The following is a 20,194-nucleotide window of genomic DNA, read 5'->3' as shown; positions in this document are numbered from 1 at the left end:
CGGACATGGAGCAGAGGCATCTCGGCCGGACCGGCCTGCGTGTGTCCCGGATCGGCCTTGGCACCCTGACGTGGGGGCGGGACACCGACGAGCATGACGCCGCGGACCTGTTGAAGACGTTCTGGGAAGCGGGCGGGACGCTGGTCGACACGGCGGATGTGTATGGGGACGGGGAAGCGGAGTATCTGCTCGGACGGCTGATGGACGGCCTGGTGCCGCGGCGTGAGCTCGTCATCTCGACGAAGGCCGGGAGTGTGCCCGACCCGGATCGGCGGTTCGACGGGTCGCGGGGGCATCTGCTGGCCGCGCTGGATGCCTCGTTGACACGGTTGGGGACGGATTACGTCGACTTGTGGCATGTGCACGCGTTCGACCCCGAGACACCGCTGGAGGAGACGCTCCAGGCGCTGGACCTGGCGGTGGGCAGCGGGCGGGTGCGGTATGCCGGGGTGTCCAATTTCTGCGGGTGGCAACTGGCGAAGGCGGCGACCTGGCAGCTCGCGGCGCCGGGGACGCGGACCCGGCTGGCCAGTACGCAGATGGAGTACTCGCTGTTGCAGCGCGGGGTCGAGCGCGAGGTCCTGCCCGCTGCGATCGACCTGGGGATCGGGCTGCTGCCCTCGTCGCCGCTCGGGCGGGGCGTGCTGACGGGGAAGTACCGCAGCGGGGTGCCCGGGGACTCGCGGGGTGCGTCGGAGCACCTGGCGCCGTTCGTGGAGCCGTACCTCGACGACACGGCGAGCCGGATCGTGGACGCCGTGAGCACGGCGGCGGACGGGCTGGCGGTGACGCCCTTGCAGGTGGCGCTGGCGTGGGTGCGCGACCGGCCCGGGGTGGCCGCGCCGATCGTCGGCGCGCGCAACGCGCAGCAGCTCACGGCGGCATTGTCAGTGGAGGCCCTTAGTCTTCCTGACGAGATCTGCCGGGCGCTCGACGATGTGTCGGCGCCCGTGCACCGCTATCCCGATCACGACTGGAGCACGCTGTGAGCACGGAGCCGGAGACCACCGAGGACGCCGCGCAGGAGACGCCGGGCGCCGAGGCGGAGGGCGGCACCCCCGAGGGCGAGGAGACGGAGGGGGCGCAGCCGACCGGGGCCGAGGGCACCGAGGCGGCGCGGCTCTCCGAGGCCGAGGCGGAGCTGGCGGCGCAGCGACTGGAACGCGAGCGGATCGAGCGGCGCAAGGCGGAGAAGCGGGGGCCGATCGAGAGCGGCGCGAAGCTCAGCGGGAAGGCCGCCGATCTGCTCGCCGCGGTGCGGGCCGTGGAGAGCGGGGAGAAGCCCGTGGCCGCGGTGTTCGCCGAGCCCGAGGCGCCGGTGCGGCGGCCCGCGCCGGAGCCGGTGCGGCGCACACAGCCGGTCGCGCCGGTGGTGGTGGCCGCGCCCGCGCCCGAGGCGGTGGACGGCGTCCGCCGGGTGCTCGCCGAGGGGGGTGCCCCCGAGGCGCTGGCGCCGCAGGTCGCCGCCGTGCTGGGGGACGGCGCGGCGGAGCGGCTGCGGGCCGATCCGTGGCTGCTGCTGAGGGTCGGCGGGGTGCGGCCCGAGCAGGCCGACGGGTTCGCGCGGGCGCTGCTGGGCGGGAGTTGCGGCCCGGACGACGAGCGGCGGCTGCGGGCGGTCACCGTCTGGCTGCTGGAGCAGGCGGCGCTGGCCGGGCACACCGCGCTGGAGCTGCCGGCGCTGACCGCCGCGCTGGCGCAGCGGGGCGTGCCCGACCCGGACGCGGCCGTGCAGGACGCCCTCGCGGAGGGTGAGGTGCTGGCCTTCCAGGACGGGCTCGAGGAGTCCGCGGAAGGGGAGGAGGCGCAGGAGCCCGTGCGGGTGCTCGTCGGTCTGGAGCGGTACGCGCTGGCGGAGGAGAGCCTGGCCGACGGGCTGGCCCGGCTGATCGGCTCGGTGCCGAAGGAGGGCGCTCCGGGGGCGGAGTGGGAGCGGGTCGCCGCAGCGGCCCAGGGGTCCGCCGCCGAGCTGGTCCGGGCGGTCGCCGGGCACGGTCTGGTGCTGCACACGGGCGGGGAGGCGGCCCGGGCCGAGGCCGTGGAGCTGCTGGGTGCGGCCGAGGAGCTGGGGCTGCGGGCGTGGGCCGCCGTGCACAGTCCGCTGGGGCGCGGGCGGTTCGCCGAGCAGGCGCGGGTCGTCACGGTGGCCGGGCTGCTGTCCGGGGCCGAGGGGCCGGGGCGGGACGCCGAGGGGGCGCTGGACCTGGATCTGCTGGTGGTGCTCGACGCGGCCCAGCTGGACGTGGAGACGGGCGCGTCGCTCGTCGAGTCGCTGCCCGACGGGGCCCGGCTGGTGCTGTCCGGGGATCCGGCGGTGCTGTGGTCGGCGGGCCCGGGGCGGGTGTTCGCGGATGTGCTGGCCGCGCGGCGGGTGCCGCAGATCGCCTCCCGGCGCCCGGACCCCGGGCCGCTCGGCGAGCTGGTGTCCGGGATCGGCGTCGGCGAGCTGAACCAGGTCGAGGCGCCGGGCAAGGAGATCGTGATCGTTCCGGTGCGGGACGCGGGTGAGGCCGTGCACCGGACCGTGCAGCTCGTCGCGGACTCGGTGCCGCGGGCGATCGGGGTGCCCGCCGAGGAGACCGTGGTGATCACGCCGGGGCACGGTGGCGCGGTGGGGACGCGGGCGCTGAACGCGGCGCTGAAGGAACGGCTGAATCCCGGCCCCGGGCGCTTCGGCGGCTTCGACCCCGGCGACCGGGTCGCCTACTCCCCCGCGGCCGGCCGTACGGTGCCCGGGCGGGTGGTCGGGGCCGACGCCGAGGGGCTGCGGCTGTCGTGCGCGGGTGAGAACGTCGTCGTGCCGCGCGAGCGGGTCGAGCAGTGTGTGCGGCACGGGTGGGCGCTGACCGCGCACCAGGCGGTCGGGGGCCGGTGGCCCGCGGTCGTCGTGGTGCTGCCGGGCGACGCCGCCCAGATCCTCACACGGGCCTGGATCTACACCGCCTTCGGCCGCGCCGAGCGTCATCTGTCCGTGGTCCAGGGGGTGGAGCAGGCCCTGCCGAGAGCGGTCGCGGAGGGGCTGCCCAAGCCGCGCACCACGCGGCTGCCCGATCTGCTGCGGCCCGAGGCACCTGCGGCGGAGTAGGGCGGCGGGCACCTGACGGCGGCCACGGGGGTCCGCCGGGACAAGTGACGGCGGCCACGGGGGGATTCCCGTGGCCGCCGTGGCGCCTGGTGCTCGTGGGACGAGAGTGGGTCGGGAGGGGACGCGCGGGCGCCGGGAGCGGACGGGTGGGTCAGCGATCCGCGTCCAGCGGCTCCAGATCCCCGTCCTCGTCGAGGTCCAGGTCGTCCTCTTCGTCCTCTGCCTCCTCTTCCAGTGCCTCTTCCAGCTCCTCGGGGACGGCGTCGTCGTCGGGTTCGTCGTCCAGGTCCTCGTCGAAGACCGCGCTGACGTCGAAGCGGCAGATCACCCGCTGAGGATCGACGGAGTCGAAGGGGGCCGGCAGCCATTCGCCGGCCTCCGGGAGTTCGTCCGCGGCGGTCACCCACAGCGTGGAGTCCCCCTCCTCGAGGCCGAACTCCTTGTGCCGGGAGGCGATCTCGTCCGGTTCGAACTCGCCGAACAGGATGCCGAGCGCGCCGTTGACGGTCTCCGCGGCGTCCGCGTCCGTGCCCTCGTCCGCCGCCTCGATCCGCCGGGCCTGCGCCAGCAGCCGCTGTGGGTGCGCCACCGCGTAGTCGCGGCGGATCAGCACACTGAGCGCGTTCGGCTCGTCGGGCCCGGTGTACGGCGGCAGCGAGTCGTCCGCCCCGGGGATCTCGAAGGGCGTGACCTCGTCGTAGCGGTCGTAGAGCAGTTCGTCGTACGCCTCTGCGGCCGCGGCCAGCTGGTTGAACGCCTCGTAGACGGCCGGGTCGTCCTCCCCCGACCGGCGTTCGACCGCGGCGAGATGGCGGTCGAGCGCGGTCTTGACCGCCTCGGCGGCGGCGCGTACCTCGGCAGCGGTGGGCTGCGCAGCATCAGACATACTGCAGACGCTATCCGTACCGGACCCCAGCACGCACAATAGATGCGATGCCGGAATACGAATTTGTCGACGTGTACGTACCGCGCGGGGTCTCCCGCAAGGACGCCACACGTCTGCTGACGGACCATGCCGAGTACGGACACTGGGAGTTGCACCGCCTGAGCCTGCTGCGCGACGGCAGCCGCAAGGTGCGGTTGCGCCGGCGGATCATCCGCCAGGTGCGTGCCACGTGGTGAGGTGAGAGGCGAAACGGAGCGGGCCCCGCCGGTGGTGGGGCCCGCTCCGTTTCCGGTGCGCGCGTTACGCGAAGGCGCGTGCCTGCGCGTAACGCGGAGGCGCGTGCCCTGCGCCTCAGGCGGAGGCGCGTGCCCTGCGGTACAGGACGGTGCCCGCCAGCAGTGCTCCCGCGCCGAGGGACGCGGCGGTCCCGAGCGGCAGGCCGCTGCCGGTGTCCGCGAGCTCGGCGTCGGCCCGGGGCTGGGTGACGGACTGGGCGCCGGGCAGATTGCCGTGACCCTGGTCACCTGGGGTGGTCCCACCCAGGTTGGGCGGGGTGGCCGGGGTGCCGGGGGTCACCGGCGTTCCCGGGGTGCCGGGCTGCTCCGGGGTGCCAGGGGTACCGGGCTGCTCGGGGGTGCCCGGCGGGTTGGTTCCCGGAGGAGTCGTCCCGGGCGGGTTCGTGCCCGGCGGGTTCGTTCCGGGTGGCGTCGTGCCGTCGCCGTCTCCCGGCGGGGTGGTGTGGCCGCCGCCCGTGTCCTCGTTGGCGCAGTCGTTGCCCATCGCGGCGTTGCCCACGCCGATGATGTCGACGCTGTTGCCGCAGACGTTGACCGGTGCGTGGACGGGTGCCTGGACGTGGTTGCCCGAGGCGACGCCCGGCGAGTCGGAGGCGTGTCCCTCCGCCTGCGCACCGCCCGAGCCGCCGGAGCCGCCCGGGTCGCCGTGGCCGCCCGGGTGGTGATGGCTGTGGTTTCCGCAGGAGTTGCCGGCCGCCGGGTTGAGCACCCCGACGACGTCGACGCTGTTGCCGCACGCGTTGACCGGCGCGTACACCGGCACCTGCACGGTGTTGCCCGAGGCGACGCCCGGCGAGTCGGACGTGTACCCGCTCGCCTGCGCACCCCCCGAGCCACCGGCACCGGAACCACCGGTGCCGCTCGAGTCGCCGTACGCCCCTGACTCGCCGTGGCCGGAGTGGCCGTGGCTGTGGTTTCCGCAGCTGTTGCCGGCCGCCGGGTTGAGCACCCCGACGACGTTGACGGTGTTGCCGCAGACGTTGACCGGCGCGTGCACCGGCGCCTGCACCGTGTTGCCGGACAGCACACCGGGCGAGCCGGTGGCGGAGCCGCTCGCACTCGCGGAGTGCGCGTGGGCCTGGCCGCCGGCGGCGGCGATCACTCCCGTGGCGGCCGCCACGGTCATCAGGCCCTTGCGGGTGGCCTGTCGCATTGCTGAATCCCCCTTCTACGTCGTGACAGAACCGGGAAGAGCCTTCGGCCTCGGAACGCATGGCGCGCGCTCCGAGGCCGAAGGGCTCAGAGCCTCATGAGGCGAGGCCCGATGTCACTTGTTGACGCAGTAGTTGCCGAAGGCGGGGTTCAGCACGCCGATCACCGAGACCGTGTTGCCGCAGGCGTTCACGGGGATGTGCACGGGCACCTGGACAACGTTGCCGGACGCGACACCCGGGGAGTGCACGGCGGCACCCTGGGCACCGGAGTCGGCGACGGCCATGCCCGCACCCGCGAGAACCAGTCCACCGGTGGCGGCGGCAGCAGCGACGACCTTCTTGATCATTAATTCCTCCTGGTTGGCAATGTGATCCCAAGTTCGGATCGCATCACCAATAACGAGGAAGGACTAATAGAGCTACGACCCTATGAGCGCATTCACCCGTCCCAGCGCGGGCCCGCACGCGCGACCGAAAAGTCAAGTCGCGTTTCAGCGGGACGAATCAGGACGCGTCGATGAAGCGGTCGAGCACACGGACGCCGAACTTCAGGCCGTCGACCGGGACCCGCTCGTCCACACCGTGGAACATGCCGGCGAAGTCCAGCTCCGGCGGCAGTTGGAGCGGGGCGAAGCCGAAGCAGCGGATGCCGAGGTCGTCGAAGGACTTGGCGTCGGTGCCGCCGGAGAGCATGTACGGCACGGCCCGCGCGATGGGGTCCTCGGCAACCAGGGAGCTCTGCATGGCGTCCACCAGCCGACCGTCGAAGTCGGTCTCCAGGGCCTTGTCGGCGTGCACGTCCTCGCGCTTCACGCGCGGGCCGAGGATGCGGTCGAGGTCGGCGAGGAACTCCTCCTCGTAGCCGGGCAGGAAGCGGCCGTCGACGTGGGCGGTCGCCTGGCCGGGGATGACGTTGACCTTGTAGCCGGCGCCGAGCATGGTGGGCGCCGCCGAGTTGCGCAGGGTGGTGCCGATCATCTTGGCGATGCCGCCGAGCTTGGCGAGGGTCTCGTCCATGTTCTCGGGGTCCAGCTCGGTTCCGAGCGCGTCGGACAGCTCGTCGAGGAAGGACCGCACGGTCTTGGTGACCCGGACCGGCCACGTGTGGCGGCCGAGGCGGGCGACGGCGTCGCACAGCTCGGTGATCGCGTTGTCGTCGTTGGTCATGGAGCCGTGGCCGGCCGTGCCCTCGACGGTGAGCCGCATCCAGTGCATGCCCTTCTCGGCGGTCTCGACGAGATAGAGCCGCAGCTTCTCGTTGACCGTGAAGGAGAAGCCGCCGACCTCGCCGATCGCCTCGGTGACGCCCTCAAACAGGTCCGGGTGGTGGTCGACCAGGTGGCGGGCGCCGTAGGTGCCGCCGGCCTCCTCGTCGGCGAGGAAGGCGAGGACGATGTCGCGCGGGGGCTTGCGGCCGCTGCGCAGCCGGTCGCGGACGACCGCGAGGGTCATCGCGTCCATGTCCTTCATGTCGACGGCGCCCCGGCCCCAGACGCAGCCGTCGGCGACCTCGCCGGAGAAGGGGTGGTGGGTCCAGTCGTCCGCGTTGGCCGGTACGACGTCGAGGTGGCCGTGGATGAGCAGGGCGGGCCGGGACGGGTCCTCCCCCTCGATCCGGGCCACGGTGGAGGCGCGGCCCGGGTGGGATTCGAAGATCTTCGGCTCCAGTCCGACCTCGGCCAGCTTCTCGGCGACGTACTCGGCCGCCTTGCGCTCGCCGGGGCCGGAGTGGTCGCCGTAGTTGCTGGTGTCGATCCGGATCAGCTCGCTGCAGAGGTCGACGACCTCGTCCTCGCCGGTGACGCCCTGGCCGGTGCCCGTCTGGCTCACGCTGCTTCCTCCCGCTACGCCGCTGGTGGTTCCCGCTGGTGGTTCCCCCACATCCTCCTCCTCGGTCCTGCCGGGCCCAAGAGCGGGCCCGGCCCGTCACACGCCGTTCACGTGACCGGGGTGACCGGGCCGTGACCCGGGGGTGATCAGCCACCCCGGAAAGCCTGGTAATGTTTACGTCGTCGCCGCGGGGGAAACCGCCCCGCACGACAGACACCTTGTCCGGGTGGCGGAATGGCAGACGCGCTAGCTTGAGGTGCTAGTGCCCTTTATCGGGCGTGGGGGTTCAAGTCCCCCCTCGGACACCAGCCGGATCCCCCGGTCGCCGCGGCGGCCGGGGGATTCGTCGTTTCCGGGCCCAAGGGCTCCCTCGCGGGAGGTGCGCCGCCCCGGCCCGCCTGGAGCGGCGTGCCGGCGCGGCGGGGCGGGCGCCGCGCGGGGGCGGGCCTCAGTTCCGGACGTCCGGGACCTTCAGCTTCGCCCAGCTCGTGGGGCCCGGGATGCCGTCCGCGTCCTTGCCGCGGTAGCCGAGTTTCTGCTGCCAGGCGGCGTAGGAGCGGCGGTCGGCCTCGGTCCATTCGGGGCCGGGGCCGTCCTCGTACCGGCCGCAGCCCTCGGCGACGAGGCGGCGGCCCATGGCGGTGATGATCGGAGAGCTCCGGCCGGGGTGGAAGAACGCGCTGCCGGGGAAGGGCTCGTAGGACGGCTTCGGCGGTGCAGGTGCCGGCTTGGTGCCGCCTCCGCCGCCCCCGGCACCCCGCAGACGGTCGCGTATGCGCCCCCGCATCCCGTCCATCGTGAAGCCGCGCGGGTCGGTCTTGCCGGGCTGCCACTCCTTGTGGCCGATGACGGACCGCTCGGACCAGCCGTGGTGGCGGCAGATCGCGGCGGCCACCTTCTCGATGGCCTCCTTCTGCGCCTCGGGCCAGGGGTCCCTGCCGTCGCCGAGGTTGACGCACTCGAAGCCGTAGAAGTGCCGGTTGCCGTCGGTGTCGGCCTCGTTGTCGGGCGGCAGGGTCGTCTCGTTGATCACGGCGCGCAGCACGTCGCCGTCACCGAGGCCGGCGTGGTTGGCGCGGCCGTTGCCGACGAGGTGGACGTGGCCCTGTTTGTCGATGACGCCGTGGCAGAGCGGGCCGGGCAGCCCGGCGTAGCCGTCGTAGCAGATGTCGACGGAGCGGGCGGTGCCGGAGGTGACGGTGTGGTGGATCATCACGCCGTTCACCGGGCCCCAGGGGCCCTTGCTGTTGCGGTTGTGGGTGCGCCAGTTGCGGACCTCGTGGACGGTCAGGCCCTCCGCCCGCAGGATCTCCACCATCTTGGACGCGCTGATCGGCTTGGCCATCACTGGTCTCCTTCCGGGGTGTCCTGGGCTCCGCTCGCGGGCTCGGGCCGGGCCTCGGTGGGCGCGGCGGCCTCGGCGGCCTGCTCCTCGCGGCGGGCCTGCTCCTCCGCGGCGAGCGCGGCCTCGTCCGCCGCGGGCACGGCGGTGGCGAGCGGGGCGAAGGCGAGACGCAGGTCGACGGCGCCGTACTCGCCCTTGACCAGGGCCAGCGGGGCGTAGTGCCGGGCGATCCCGGCGGGGGCCTGGAGCAGCGGGCGGCGGGCGGTGTCCGCGGGCCACTCGACGCCGCCGGTGGCGGTGCGGGCGGGGATGATCCAGTGGTCGCCGGTGCGGTACGTGCCGCCCTTGGCGAAGTAGACCTCGACGCCGTCCTCCAGGGGCAGCCACTCCCCCTCGGTGACGGGGACGGCGCCGCCGCGCAGGGCGGTGGTGCGGCCCTTGCGCCGCGGGCCCTCGTGGTGGTCCCAGCGGCGCAGGAAGGGGTGCAGGTGGGGCAGGCGGCCGACGCCGGGGGCGGGCTCGGCGGAGAGCCGGACGCGGCGGCCGGGCAGGTCCAGTTCCTCGACCCGCAGCAGCGGCAGGGCGTCGAGGCGGGAGGCGTGGGCGGTGTCGGTCAGCTCGACGAGGTCGCCGACGTCGAGGTCGAGCTTGTCGTCGTGGCCGAGGGAGGCCAGGTGCACCCACGTGCCGTCGAGTTCGTCGACCGGGAAGACGACGGAGCCGTTCTCGCGGGACCACTTGAAGGTGGCGTCCTTCGCCGCGCCGCCGGCGTGCACCTCGACCCGGTACAGCTGGTTCTCGGCGCCCCGGTAGCGGGCGTCGGGCTTGACCAGGCAGGGGTCCTCGTCGGCGTGGTCGGGCCGTTCGCTGCGGGCGGCGAGCCGGGCGGACGGGGCGGATTGGCGCCGCGCCCAGCGGGCGAAGGCGGCGCGGACGTCCTCCTTGGACGGGTCGGTCGCCTCGATCTCCAGCGCGCTGAGGGACAGCGGCAGCACCTGCCAGACGACCTTCACGCGGGCCGCGGTGTCCGGCATGGCGGCGCCGAGGGCGACCTCGCGCAGCGCCGGGTCCTCGGTGGCGGTGACGGTGCGCTCCCACACCTTCAGGTAGACGACGAACGGCGCCGAGGCGGGTGAGGGGAGCCGGTCGCCGGGGCGTTCGGGGTCGAGGAAGGCGTCCGGCTGGTCCCAGTAGGTCCAGTGCGCGGGCGTCTGCGGGGTCGCGGCCTCCTCCTCGTCCTCACCGGGGACGGGGGCGCCGGGCGCCGGGCGGTCGGCGTCGCACAGGATGCCGTCGACGTAGTAGCGGCCGCCGTGGATGTGCAGGGTGTCCAGGTCGTGCTTGCCGCCGACGTAGTCGATGCGGAAGCCGGCCGCGTCGCGGGGTCCGCCGTGCGGGCCGATCAGGTCGGCGGCGAGCGTGCGGGCCTGGTGCAGCTGGATCGCGGTCTGTTCGTTGGTGTCGGCGTCGAGCTGGACGCGGCCCTGCTGGGCGACGACCGCGGAGTAGTGGCGTTCCGGGCGGAACGTGACGCGGGAGAGGTCAGCGTGCATGAAGGGGGTCCCCCTGGTTCGAGAAAGTGCGCTTGAAGTCGGTGTGGGTGCGGCTCACGTCACGAAGAAGATCCCGGCGTCCGTGCCCGCGGGCGTGTACTCGGCGAGCCGTGCCCGCAGTCCGTCCTCGCGCTGGGGCCGGTACAGGTCGTGGAAGGCGCCCATCTCGGCGCCGTCGTCCGCGCCGCGCCGGATGTCCTCGGGGCACCGGTCGGACAGCAGGGCGTACCAGGGTGTGCCGTAGCGCTGGGAGACGAACGCCGGCCGGGTGCCGGGGGTGAGGTCCGGCTGGCAGCGGTGGCGGCGCGGGGTGCGTGAGCCCGGCGGGACGTAGGAGTACCGCAGCCGTCCGACGCCGCGGCGGGCCACGTGCAGCCGCCCGGTGAGGATCGAGTTCTCGGCGATCTCCACGGCGTGGGTGTGGATCTCGCCGATGACGGTGGTGCGGTGCAGGTGGAGCACGGCGTGGGCGTGGCGGCAGTCCGGGGCGGAGAGGGCCTCGCGGTCGTCGGCGGTGGCGTCCAGGATGCTGTCGCGCAGGTGGATGGGGAGGGGATCCTCGCTCACCTCGTCGCCGATGACCTCGATGGTGCCCAGGATGCTGTGCTCGACCTGGAGGCAGGCCGTGGTGCGTTCCAGCACGATGCTGGGTTCCTCCGGGGAGTGCGGGTCGCACTCGGGTTCCAGCGACCAGCCGGGCACGAGCGTGCAGTGCCGCACGGTGACGGCGCCCATCGGGCCGGTGACGTTGATGCCGCGCCCGGCGACGAGCAGACCGTCGAGGACGACGCGGGGCCGCTCGTGCGGGGCGCAGTCCTCGGAGACGGCGCGGATGTTGAGCGCGTCGGGCCGGTTGCTGTACCAGTCGAGGAGCCGGATGACGGGCCGGGTGCCCTCGGCGGCGCGCAGCTGGAGGCGGTCGCCGGGGTCGAGGTCGAAGTCGAGCTGTTCCTGGTAGGCACCGCTGTGGGTGATCTCGATGATGCCCTCGGAGTCGGCGCGTCCGGCCCGCCGGTCGTGCTGCCAGGCCCGGTAGGCGTCCATGATCTGCCGGTACCGCCGGCCCGGCCCGACCCGGTAGACGGCGGCGTCCGGGCGGGCGACCCGGTCGGGGCGGTCGTACTCCCCTCCGCCCAGGTCGGCGGCGGCCGCGTAGTGGTAGTCGACCCACACGCCCTGCCGGGGCGCCGACCGCGCGCCGAACGCGATGCGGCCCAGCTCGGGGTCGACGGCGACCTGGCCGCGCCGGGGCCGGTAGCGCCAGTCGGACAGGTCGGCGACGACGATGTCGGACGGCGGTACGGGCTTGTCCTCGCCGTCGCGCCGGATGACGAAGCTCTTGCCGGGGCCGTAGTGGTCGAGCAGCCGGTCCTGGAGCTGCCGGCGCCGGATGAACGCGGGCACGTTGTCGATGGTCGCGAGGTGGGTGGGCGACGGCTCCGGGAACGGCTTGGTGATCAGCGGGGTGTCGTTGCCGAGGATGGAGAAGGTGTACAGGTGGCGGGCCCGGTCGACGCAGTACGCCGGGGAGGAGGTCAGCGGGTGTGCCTTGAGCCGCCACACGTACAGGCCGACGGCCGCCGGACTCGGGCCGCCCTGCCTGCGCGCCGAGTCGGCGCGCCGTACGTCGACCGTGCGGGCCATGGCCCCGAACGGGCCGCCCGCGAGGTCGAGGGCCGCGCCGTCGCGCAGGTCGGCGAGCCGGCCGCGTTCGGCGCGGTGGCCGGTGACGCCCAGCTTCACCGACTGGTGGTGGGCGGTGAGCCGGGACAGCTCCACGGCGCGCGCGGGCCAGCCCGCGACCCGCGCGGAGATCTCCTCCAGCAGGTGCAGGGTGCCCTTGCGGCGCCGGTGGGCGACGGTCGCCGCCACGTCGGCGCGCGGGGCGACCGCCTCGGCGAGCGCGGCCCGGCCGCCGGTGTGCAGTCCGGTGGTCAGGACGCTCCCCCAGCCTCCGGCCGGGGGTGCCCCCATCTCGCTTCGCTCGTAACCGGGCAGGGTGCGGTAGCCGACGAGGTCGCCGAGGTACGGCAGCACCCAGGGCGCCGCGGTCTCCACGAACAGGTCCTCGTAGCCCTGCTCGACGCCGTCGCGGACCAGGTCGAGCTGTTCGGCGATCACCGCGAGCAGGGCGCGCAGCGGCTCGCCCTCCTCCAGGTCGCGCAGCCGGTGCCAGCGGGGCAGCAGGTCGGCGAGGGCGTCGGGGTTGCGGGACGCCGGCGGTCCCGCGTTCTCGAACGGGACGTCCGGGGACATCACTTGACCTCCGTCAGGATCAGGGTGTCGGCGGCGCGCGGCGACAGCAGGGCGAGCCGGGCCGGGCGGATGCCGCGGAAGACGTACACCGACCGGCCGCGCGGCAGGCGGCGGGTGTCGGTGATGTCGGGGTTGAGGCGCAGCAGTTCGGCGAGCGGGAGGCCGTACCGGGCGCAGACGGACGACAGGGTCTCGCCGCCCTCGGCGCGGACGGTGTGGATCCGTTCGTCGTACGCCGCCGGGGGCGCGGCCACCGTCGCCCGGGGCGGGCCTGGGTCGCGGAGCAGTCCGGCGAGTTCGGCCGGGCCCGCCGTGGCGGGGACGCCGGTGAAGACGTCGACGTCGACGTAGTCCACGCCGGGCACGGAGTGGGCGGTGGCCAGCACCTCGGAGAGCCGCGCGGGCTGCCCGAGGTCGCGTCCGTCGAAGCCGAGGCGGCGCAGCAGGGCCCGGCGCAGCCGGGGTTCGACGACCTCCCAGGTGTGGTCGGGAGCGACCTTCACCTTCGCGGCGACGAGCAGCACGACCAGCTCGCGGACGTCGACCCGGACGGGGAGGTTCGGGTCGCCGTACTCGGTCAGGGCGGAGCGCAGGGCTCGCAGGGTGTCCGAGTCCGGGTCGAGGGGGACGTCGTCGGTGCCCGCCACCGTGACGTGCAGCACGCGCCGCCGTCCGTCGAAGAGTTCGCGGGCGGCGGCCCGGCCGATGCCGGCGCGGGAGCGGGCGAAGTCCTCGTAGTCGGCGGCGGACACCAGCCGGTCCAGGGCGGACACGGCGAGCGGGATCGTGCGGCGGGTCAGGCCCGGCCCGTCCGCGTCGGAACCGCCGGTCGCCGGGCGGGGGTTGGTGACGGCGGTGACGCCGAGCGGGCGGCTCAGCGGCTGGGTGACGCGGTCGGCGGGGACGTTGGCGGCCCTGCCGGTGCCGAACCGGTAGCGGGCGCGGACGTTCTCGTGCCCGCTGGGCAGCCGGGCGCCGTGCACACCGTCGCCGAAGGTGACCGTCGTACGGCCGTCGGAGGTGGTGCCGGTGATGTAGACCCGTTCGGTGGGTCCGCGGCCGGCGAGGCTGTCGACCTCGTGCCAGAGCAGGCCGTCGACGCGGATCTCGAGGACCGGGGTGGCGCCGAGGGGGTTGTCACCGGCGAGCCAGGTGAGCGGGGACTGCCACAGCGCGAACGTCTGGTTGGCGCGGTCGGAGTCGCCGCTGCCGATGGCCTCCTCGCGGCTCTCGCCGTGGGTGGCCTCGACGACGTTGCCGAGGATGCGCACGGTCTCGCGCCGGTAGCGGTGGGCGAGGCGGGCGGTCAGGGTGAGCCGGGTGTGGACGCGGTCGCCGGGCAGGTGCGGATCGACGGCCGGGTCGGCGGTGGCGACGGTGACGACCTCGGTGGCGGTGACCCCGGCGGCGCCCGGGATGTCGCTGCGCTCTCCGGTGACGATCAGGGTGCGGCCTGGCCGCAGTCCCTCGTACAGCTCGGCGAGTTCGATCTCGTCTCCGTGGACGTCCTCGCCGAGCGGTTCGTCGGCGAGGCGCAGCGGCTCCCCGGCGGCGTGCACGGTGGTGTCGCGGATGTGCGAGAGCAGGACGTCGAACTCGTCCAGCCAGGGGTCGGCGAGGGTGAGTTCGGTGCCGCGGCCGGTGATGCCGTAGTTGGTGTAGGCCGCCGTGCGCGCCGCGACGACCTGGGTGGTGACGAAGTACAGCTTCCGGTCGCCGGGTATGCCGCCCTCGGCTCCCTTGGCGGGGCGCTGGATCGCCACCCAGCTGCCGGGGGTGATGCCGGTGTGGACGGTGTCGAGCTGGAGGACGCGCCGGTTGACGGGCTGCGGCTTGCTCGCGAGGACCACCTCGACGTTGGGTTCCGCGCTGCCGACGGTGTAGCGCAGGCTCACCTCGTGGTCGCCGTGGGTGAACTGGTCGCCGATGCCCGGCCGCAGGGCCACCTCCCGGCGGTCGGCGCCGTGTTGGACGACGACGTGCACCAGGCCGTCCTGGTCGGGCCGGGACACGGTCAGGGTGCGCTCGGGCAGACCCGAGTGGAGCCGGGCGGTGACCCCGGGCTCCTGGGGATCGGCACGCCGGTCGCGGTCGGTGTCCCGGGCGGGCCGCACGGACAGGTCGACCTGCCCGGTGCCCAGCGGGAAGGTGGCGAACTGCGGCGCGGGCAGGTTCTCGGCCCGCTGGTCGGAGCTGCTGCCCTCGACGTACTGGAACTCCGCCCGCACCGGCACCTTGCCCGCCGTGTCGAACACGACCCGCATGCTGACCAGGACGGCCCCGGTGAGCGGCCAGTCCGCGGTCCGGATGACCCGGCCCCGGGCGTCCTGCACCGGCTTGAGCGGCGCGGTCGCCCCGAACGGCGCGGCGGTCACCCGCATCGCCAGCAGCTCCCGCAGCAGGGGCCGGGCGCCGGGGGCGGCGGTGGTGCGCCAGGCGGGGTAGAGGGCGCCCAGGGCGGGGTCGAGGGCGCCGAGCAGCCGCGCGGCGTCGGGCCGCCGGCCGGGCGTGGCACCGCGCGGTGCCGGCGCACGCTCGCGCAGAGCGGGGAGTACATCGCTGAGCGCTTGATAAGCGGCGGCGCGCGCATCTCCCCCAAGGGGCGCGGGGAACTGCGCGACCAGCCCGGACGAGGCCGCAGCCGCCCGACGACCCGAAGCGGCACCCTCCTCCTGCGCGGGGGCCAGCTCCAACGCCCGCTCGGCGATCTCAGCCAGCGCCGCCTCCAGCCGCGCGAACCAGTCCGCGACCTCCTCGTAGGGCGCAGCCAGCACCTGCGCCTCGCCCAGCCGGGCAACCGGCTCGGCGAGCCGTGCGGCCAGCTGCTCGGGCGTGCGGATGTCGTCCAGATCCGAGCGCAGCGGAGCCAGCACCTGGTCCTCGAAGTCCTCGACGAGCCGGCTGACGGGCCGCGGGTTCGGCACCTGGGGCGTCGGCGGCTCCTCCCCCGGCTCGCCCGGGGCGGCGGGCGCGGCGGTCCACCGCCGTACCTCGTCGACCAGCTCGCGCAGGGTGCGCGGCGCCGACGGAGGCAGCGAGATCGCGGTGGTCTCGTCCTCCCGGTCGATCCGCGCCTTGGCGACGGGCAGCAGGACCCGCTCCCCACCGGCCTGTTCCCCGAAGACGAACAGCAGCTGGTCGCCGGTCTGGAGGGAGTTGGCGGTGCCCTCGACGAACAGCTCGGAGCGCCGCTCCAGGTCCTCGGGGGTGATCAGGGAGGGCCTGCGGCGCCGCACCTTCAGCTCGTTGAAGTCCCAGCGGGCCGACAGATCGCGGCTGGTCTCGAAGGTCAGGGACTCCTCGTCGGCGGACGCCGGCACGCTGTGGCTGCGCGCGCCGCGCGGGATGACGACGGGCAGGGTCTCGGCGCGGGGGTCGCGTTCGAGGGTGTACGCCAGGTGCGTGGCGGCGGCGACGCCGGGCCGCGGCCGGTGGCCGACGAGCCGCCCGAGCAGCACGAGCGAGCGGTGCTCGTTCGCCGTACGGATGTAGGCCTCGTCGGCGATCCGCTCGGAGTGGAAGGTGAGCAGGTCGCCGAGGACGGCGGTGGCGTCGAGCAGTCCGATCGCGGGATCGTCGGGCGTACGCACGGTCAGTCCGCCCAGGGCCGGGTACGCGGGTGAGGCGAGCCGGTCGAGGAGGGCGGTCAGGAAGGAGCCGTAGGTGCCGACGCGGTAGTCGAGGGCGGTGCGGCCGAGCGAAGCGAGATGGGGGTACCCCCGGCCGAAGGCTGGGGGAGGGTTGTGGAGCGGGGACGGGGCCCGCCGCTCGTCGTGTCCGCCGCCGCACGTCCCGCCGCAGGCACACTCGTGGGTCGCGGTCATCGGGCACCTCCCAGGGATATCTCCAGCCGGCCGTGTTCCGGCCGGTCGGGGTCGTTGTCACAGGCGGCGATCTCCAGCGGCCCGATCCGCAGCAGGCCGTCCTCGCGCTCGCCGCGGTCCGGTTCGAACAGCCGCCGCAGCCGGGTGACGCGTACGCTCTCGACGCCGGGCACCGCCGCGGCCACGGCGACGAGGCGGCTGAGCCGCACCGGTTCGCCGAAGGTGAGGGCGTCCGGGTGGAAGAAGCCGCCGTGTCCGCTGCCGAGCACCCGGTACAGCTCGGCGAGGATCTGCCCGTGCTGGTGGCCGGGCCGGGCGCACACGGTCAGCGCGATGTCGAGCGGCACCAGCCGGGCGGGCCCTACGACGAGGTCGTGGCCGATACGCCGGTACGGCTCGAGGGCCTGGGCGACCCGGTCCAGCAGCTCGGGCGACGGGGCGCCGTCGCCGACCGCGTCGACGGCGACGTGCGCCTCCTGCACGCTGCCGGTCCAGCGCAGCTCGGCGGCGGCGCGCTGGACGCCGGGCAGGGCGCCGGCGAGGGCCGCGTAGTCGTCGGCGGTGACCGCGCGCAGCCGGGTGCGGCGCAGGTCGAGGGGGGCGAGCTGGCGTACCTGGTCGACGGGTTCGGGTGCGGTGCCGCCGGTGGCGGGCAGCGGGTTGCGCACGACGGCGGCGGACAGCTCCTCCGCGCCGTCCTGCACCACGAGGTGGTTGATGGCCTCGGCCCCGACGTTGCCCGCGGTCCCGCCGCCGATCCGGTAGCGGGCGGTGAGCCGGCTGCCCGGGGTGGGCCGGGCGCCGTGCCGGCCGTCGCCGAAGCGCAGCGCGAGCCGTCCGTCGTCCTCCAGCTCGCCGACGAAGTGCCGGTCGCGGGGGGCGCTGCCGAGCAGGTCGCGGCGCGGATCCCAGCCGGAGTCGTGCGCCTGGCCGGTCACGCTCGCCTTGCCGACCACGTCAGCCTCATCCGCCCCGTCCGCCTCGTACAGGCGGACGGCGGGCAGGGCGTGGCGCGGGTCCTGGGTGAGCGCGCCGGTGGCGGAGCCGCGCAGCACGGGCTCGTCGGGGTGCAGCCCCTCGGCGTAGGCGGGGCCCCAGCTGTGGGCGATCTCCCAGGCGATGTGCGGGTCGAGGACGGTACCCGCGCGGGCGCGGGCCGCCAGCACCTCGATACGGCGGAGCTTGCCGTCGAGCAACTGGTCGGAGCGGTGCAGGAGTTCGCGCAGCGCGCGCACGGGGTGCAGCCGCAGCTCCAGCCGCTCCAGGATCCGCAGCCCGAACACGACGGCGAGTTCGGCGATCTCCGCGTCGCCGAGCCCGTCGCGGTCGCGGGCGCTGCGCCACAGCTCGACCAGCCGCTGCCGTACCCGGCCGGGGATGGCGGCGATCCGCTCGGCCTGCCCGGCGGCGACCGTGCCCGGCTCGGGGAAGGGCACCGCCTGGGTGACGGGGGCCCGGCCGAGGACGGGACGGAAGCGAGGCCGGATGCCCGGGTACACGGACTGGGCGAGCAGGGTGCGCAGGGCGGCGGTCTGCGCGTACGCCGTGCCGGGTACGACGCGCTCGTGCCGCTGACCGGCCCGTTCGAGCCCGATTCCGGCGCGGGTCACGGCCGGCTCCCCGACGACGTCGAAGAGTTCCCGCACGTCGTCCGGGGTGAGCGAGTGCCCGTCGCCGGTGCGGTCGGTGAGGGCGTTGATCAGCCGGGCAGGGGCGTTGCCCTCGTCCGGGTCGGCGCAGCCGAAGGCGGGTGGGCAGCAGGTGGAGACGACGGCCGGGTCGGCGGGCACGGTGAACGTCTCCGGCAGCCCGTCGAGGGTGCGGCCGTGATCGACGAGGACGACGTTGCCGCGGGCGAGGGTGACGTCCTCGACGGGCAGGCAGTCCCGCCCCGCGCGGGTGACCAGGCACAGCGGGAAGCGCAGCGCGTCCTCGGCGGCCCAGGTGACCTCCAGCACCGGCTGGTCCTCGATGCGGTCGACGGCCGGGGTGACGGAGGTGAGGCGGACGGCCTGACGGTGGGCGGGGTCGGCGTCACCGGGGGTGCCGCTGCGCGGCCCCTTCACCTCCTCCAGGATCAGCACGTCTCCCGGCTGCAGGTCGAGCTGCCGGTCGCGGCAGGTCTCCGGGTCGGTCCAGGCGTCGCGCAGGGTGGCGGCGGTGGCGCCCTTGGGCAGGACGCGGACCTCACCGCCCCAGCTCCACAGCCGGATGGCGTTGTGCGCGACGCGCAACCGCAGCGGCTCGGTCGCCGGGACGGGCTCGAAGACCTCCACCGAGCCGCGCTCGTCGAGGTCGCCCAGGTCGGTCTCGGGGATGACGGTGCCGGGTTCGGGCCGGTCGTGCGGGTCGAGGCTGCGGACGTCGACGGAGGCGAACCGGAAGGTGCCCGGCGCGAGGGTGTGGTCCTCGGCGGTCTCCACGGTGACGTAGGCGCGGGCGTTGCAGCCGTCGTGCATCGCGTAGTCGATGAGCCGCACGTGCCGGCGTACGGAGACCCGGCGGCGGGCGGTGTCGAGGTACGCCTCGGTGGCGACGGCGTCCTGCTGGTAGCTGATGCGGTCGCCGGTGTACGCGAGGAGTTCGACGAGGGTGGTGCCGAGGTCGGCGGGGTGGCGCTCGACCCAGTCGGGGGTGGTGAGCGTGAGCCGGTCGAGGAGGAGCTTGCGGATGGTGTCGTAGTCGCGGGCGGTGTAGTCGATGACGGGGGTGGTGGGGAAGGCGGGAGGGTCGGGATGGTCGCCGCTGGGGGTGTCGTCGAAGGGGCTGGGGCAGTCCGGGCGGAAGGCGAAGGTCGCGCTGTGATAGCGCTGGTCGAAGCCGCGGTAGGGCTGGGTGCCGGGTCGCCCGTACGGGTCGGTCTCGACGAGGGAGAGCCGGTAGCGGGAGGTGTCGCCGGCCCGGTCGAGGGTGACGTAGAGCCGGTCGTCGAGTTCCGGGTCCTCCTCGCGTTCGACGCTGACGTCGACGGCGGTGATGCCGGTGATGCGCCGGCCGCCGTCGATCCGTACGTTCTCGGGGCCGAGGCCGTGCGGGGCCTTGCCGAGGAAGGTGACGGTGAGCAGCAGCCCGTCGTCGCTGACCTCGACGGCGTCGACCCCGTTGAGCTGGGCGGCCCGCACCTTGGCGCGGCGGGACACGGTGGCGCCGGTCATGCGGCGGCCCTCCCTTCGAAGACGTCCTGACGCCGGGCACCAGTGGCGCGTACGGCGTACGAGAGGCGGACCCGGACGACGGTGTCCTCGCCGGTGATGTCGAGGTCGTCCACCTCGATCAAATCGCCGAGCCAGCGCTGGAGGGCGGCGTGCACGGACAGTTCCAGGGTGCTGAGGATCTCCGGGCTGTTCTGCGCGAAGACCAGGTCGAGGAGTCCGCAGCCGAAGTCGGGGCGCATGACGCGCTCGCCGGGGCTGGTGAACAGCAACTGCTCGATCAGGTCGTACACGTGCTCGCCGTGCCGGGCGTGGGCGGTGCGGCCGCGGCGGTCGGCGCGGAAGGGGAAGGCGATGTCGCTGCGGGCGCGCGTGCCGCCGGGTGGGCTGATGTCGCTGCGTGAACTCATCGGACGGTGACCTTTCGCTGCGCGGCCTGGACGACGGGCGCGCCCTGCGGGACGAGGGCCGCGGTGAGGCACTGGGCGGCGGAGGTGTCGAGCAGTACGGGCACGCCGTCGACGGTGACGCCGGTGTCGTGGGCGGTCCAGCGGACCGACACGCAGGGTGTGGGCACGTTGTCGACGGTGTGCGGGCAGCCGGTGACGGCGTAGGTGTGCGCGGCCGTGACCACGGCGGCCCCCGCGAGCCGTACTCCGTCCGCGGGTGGGGTGGTGGCGGCGACTCGGCCGCCGTGCGGGCAGCCGATCACGGCGTCGGCGTCGAGCAGACTCCCGGACACTTGGTTTCGTCCCCCGTCTTCGTCTCTGTTCTGCTGGTTCTGCTGGTTCTGCTGGTTCGTTGGTCGAGCAC

14 protein-coding genes and 1 tRNA gene are annotated in these 20,194 nt (G+C 74.4%); 4 read left to right on the top strand and 11 right to left on the bottom strand.

Features of this window, described 5'->3' with window-relative positions; translation table 11 throughout:
- The first annotated feature begins 5 nt into the window (after positions 1–5).
- On the top strand, positions 6–989 hold the full coding sequence (locus ACIG0D_RS24275; protein ID WP_399804498.1) for an aldo/keto reductase: 984 nt from the start codon (positions 6–8) through the stop codon (positions 987–989).
- A complete protein-coding gene (locus ACIG0D_RS24270; RefSeq protein WP_399804496.1) occupies positions 986–3,085 on the top strand; it encodes a helix-hairpin-helix domain-containing protein in 2,100 nt (699 codons plus the stop codon). Before ACIG0D_RS24275 ends, ACIG0D_RS24270 begins: the two co-directional genes overlap by 4 nt.
- 151 nt (positions 3,086–3,236) lie before the next feature.
- Here the strand turns inward: ACIG0D_RS24270 and ACIG0D_RS24265 are convergent, their stop codons facing one another.
- Positions 3,237–3,971 (bottom strand): hypothetical protein, encoded by a 735-nt coding sequence (locus ACIG0D_RS24265; protein WP_399804493.1) that lies wholly within the window; start codon positions 3,969–3,971, stop codon positions 3,237–3,239.
- A gap of 47 nt (positions 3,972–4,018) precedes the next feature.
- Here ACIG0D_RS24265 and ACIG0D_RS24260 point away from each other — a divergent pair, with 47 nt between their 5' ends.
- Positions 4,019–4,207, top strand: a complete 189-nt coding sequence (locus ACIG0D_RS24260) for a DUF5703 family protein (RefSeq protein ID WP_324940905.1) — start codon at positions 4,019–4,021, stop codon at positions 4,205–4,207.
- Between the two features lie 115 nt (positions 4,208–4,322).
- Here ACIG0D_RS24260 and ACIG0D_RS24255 read toward each other — a convergent pair whose 3' ends face one another.
- The 3 genes from ACIG0D_RS24255 to ACIG0D_RS24245 all read right to left on the bottom strand — a co-directional run bounded on the left by ACIG0D_RS24255 (position 4,323) and on the right by ACIG0D_RS24245 (position 7,251).
- The gene (locus ACIG0D_RS24255) at positions 4,323–5,420 is read right to left on the bottom strand and encodes a chaplin (protein ID WP_399804490.1); all 1,098 of its coding nucleotides are present in this window, start codon (positions 5,418–5,420) and stop codon (positions 4,323–4,325) included.
- 114 nt (positions 5,421–5,534) lie between these two features.
- Positions 5,535–5,768 carry a chaplin ChpH gene (chpH, locus tag ACIG0D_RS24250; RefSeq protein WP_399804487.1) on the bottom strand — a complete coding sequence of 78 codons (234 nt, stop codon included), beginning with the start codon at positions 5,766–5,768 and terminating at the stop codon, positions 5,535–5,537.
- Between the two features lie 157 nt (positions 5,769–5,925).
- On the bottom strand, positions 5,926–7,251 hold the full coding sequence (locus tag ACIG0D_RS24245) for a M20/M25/M40 family metallo-hydrolase (RefSeq protein WP_365767852.1): 1,326 nt from the start codon (positions 7,249–7,251) through the stop codon (positions 5,926–5,928).
- Between the two features lie 220 nt (positions 7,252–7,471).
- On the opposite strand from ACIG0D_RS24245, the gene ACIG0D_RS24240 reads away from it, so the two are divergent.
- Positions 7,472–7,559, top strand: a tRNA-Leu gene (locus tag ACIG0D_RS24240).
- A 140-nt stretch (positions 7,560–7,699) separates the two neighbouring features.
- Here ACIG0D_RS24240 and ACIG0D_RS24235 read toward each other — a convergent pair.
- Genes ACIG0D_RS24235 through ACIG0D_RS24205 form a run of 7 tightly spaced genes read right to left on the bottom strand, consistent with a single transcriptional unit; the run spans position 7,700 to position 20,123 of the window.
- The gene (locus ACIG0D_RS24235; protein WP_399804485.1) at positions 7,700–8,596 is read right to left on the bottom strand and encodes a peptidoglycan-binding protein; all 897 of its coding nucleotides are present in this window, start codon (positions 8,594–8,596) and stop codon (positions 7,700–7,702) included.
- On the bottom strand, positions 8,596–10,149 hold the full coding sequence (locus tag ACIG0D_RS24230; RefSeq protein ID WP_399804483.1) for a DUF6519 domain-containing protein: 1,554 nt from the start codon (positions 10,147–10,149) through the stop codon (positions 8,596–8,598). The genes ACIG0D_RS24235 and ACIG0D_RS24230 overlap by 1 nt, the downstream gene beginning before the upstream one ends.
- A gap of 54 nt (positions 10,150–10,203) precedes the next feature.
- Complete coding sequence (locus ACIG0D_RS24225) at positions 10,204–12,405, bottom strand: hypothetical protein (RefSeq protein ID WP_399804480.1); 2,202 nt, start codon at positions 12,403–12,405, stop codon at positions 10,204–10,206.
- Positions 12,405–16,229 carry a putative baseplate assembly protein gene (locus ACIG0D_RS24220; protein ID WP_399804477.1) on the bottom strand — a complete coding sequence of 1,275 codons (3,825 nt, stop codon included), beginning with the start codon at positions 16,227–16,229 and terminating at the stop codon, positions 12,405–12,407. Before ACIG0D_RS24220 ends, ACIG0D_RS24225 begins: the two co-directional genes overlap by 1 nt.
- Positions 16,226–19,384 carry a putative baseplate assembly protein gene (locus tag ACIG0D_RS24215; RefSeq protein ID WP_399804474.1) on the bottom strand — a complete coding sequence of 1,053 codons (3,159 nt, stop codon included), beginning with the start codon at positions 19,382–19,384 and terminating at the stop codon, positions 16,226–16,228. Before ACIG0D_RS24215 ends, ACIG0D_RS24220 begins: the two co-directional genes overlap by 4 nt.
- Positions 19,381–19,791, bottom strand: coding sequence for a GPW/gp25 family protein (locus tag ACIG0D_RS24210; RefSeq protein ID WP_399804471.1), 411 nt, complete (start codon positions 19,789–19,791; stop codon positions 19,381–19,383). The genes ACIG0D_RS24215 and ACIG0D_RS24210 overlap by 4 nt, the downstream gene beginning before the upstream one ends.
- The gene (locus tag ACIG0D_RS24205) at positions 19,788–20,123 is read right to left on the bottom strand and encodes a hypothetical protein (protein WP_399804469.1); all 336 of its coding nucleotides are present in this window, start codon (positions 20,121–20,123) and stop codon (positions 19,788–19,790) included. The genes ACIG0D_RS24210 and ACIG0D_RS24205 overlap by 4 nt, the downstream gene beginning before the upstream one ends.
- Positions 20,124–20,194 lie beyond the last annotated feature (71 nt).

This window comes from Streptomyces sp. NPDC052773, assembly GCF_044547145.1.
Lineage (GTDB): Bacteria > Actinomycetota > Actinomycetes > Streptomycetales > Streptomycetaceae > Streptomyces.
The sequence above is the reverse complement of the archived record's forward strand: the minus strand, read 5'-3'. Positions and strand labels throughout refer to the sequence as shown.

Excerpts from the sequence above, each read along its gene's own strand:
- ACIG0D_RS24275 (WP_399804498.1), top strand. The coding sequence starts at position 6 with ATGGAGCAGAGGCATCTCGGCCGGACCGGCCTGCGTGTGTCCCGGATC.
- ACIG0D_RS24265 (WP_399804493.1), bottom strand. The coding sequence starts at position 3,971 with ATGTCTGATGCTGCGCAGCCCACCGCTGCCGAGGTACGCGCCGCCGCC.
- ACIG0D_RS24260 (WP_324940905.1), top strand. The coding sequence starts at position 4,019 with ATGCCGGAATACGAATTTGTCGACGTGTACGTACCGCGCGGGGTCTCC.
- ACIG0D_RS24255 (WP_399804490.1), bottom strand. The coding sequence starts at position 5,420 with ATGCGACAGGCCACCCGCAAGGGCCTGATGACCGTGGCGGCCGCCACG.
- chpH (WP_399804487.1), bottom strand. The coding sequence starts at position 5,768 with ATGATCAAGAAGGTCGTCGCTGCTGCCGCCGCCACCGGTGGACTGGTT.
- ACIG0D_RS24235 (WP_399804485.1), bottom strand. The coding sequence starts at position 8,596 with ATGGCCAAGCCGATCAGCGCGTCCAAGATGGTGGAGATCCTGCGGGCG.
- ACIG0D_RS24230 (WP_399804483.1), bottom strand. The coding sequence starts at position 10,149 with ATGCACGCTGACCTCTCCCGCGTCACGTTCCGCCCGGAACGCCACTAC.
- ACIG0D_RS24225 (WP_399804480.1), bottom strand. The coding sequence starts at position 12,405 with ATGTCCCCGGACGTCCCGTTCGAGAACGCGGGACCGCCGGCGTCCCGC.
- ACIG0D_RS24220 (WP_399804477.1), bottom strand. The coding sequence starts at position 16,229 with ATGACCGCGACCCACGAGTGTGCCTGCGGCGGGACGTGCGGCGGCGGA.
- ACIG0D_RS24215 (WP_399804474.1), bottom strand. The coding sequence starts at position 19,384 with ATGACCGGCGCCACCGTGTCCCGCCGCGCCAAGGTGCGGGCCGCCCAG.
- ACIG0D_RS24210 (WP_399804471.1), bottom strand. The coding sequence starts at position 19,791 with ATGAGTTCACGCAGCGACATCAGCCCACCCGGCGGCACGCGCGCCCGC.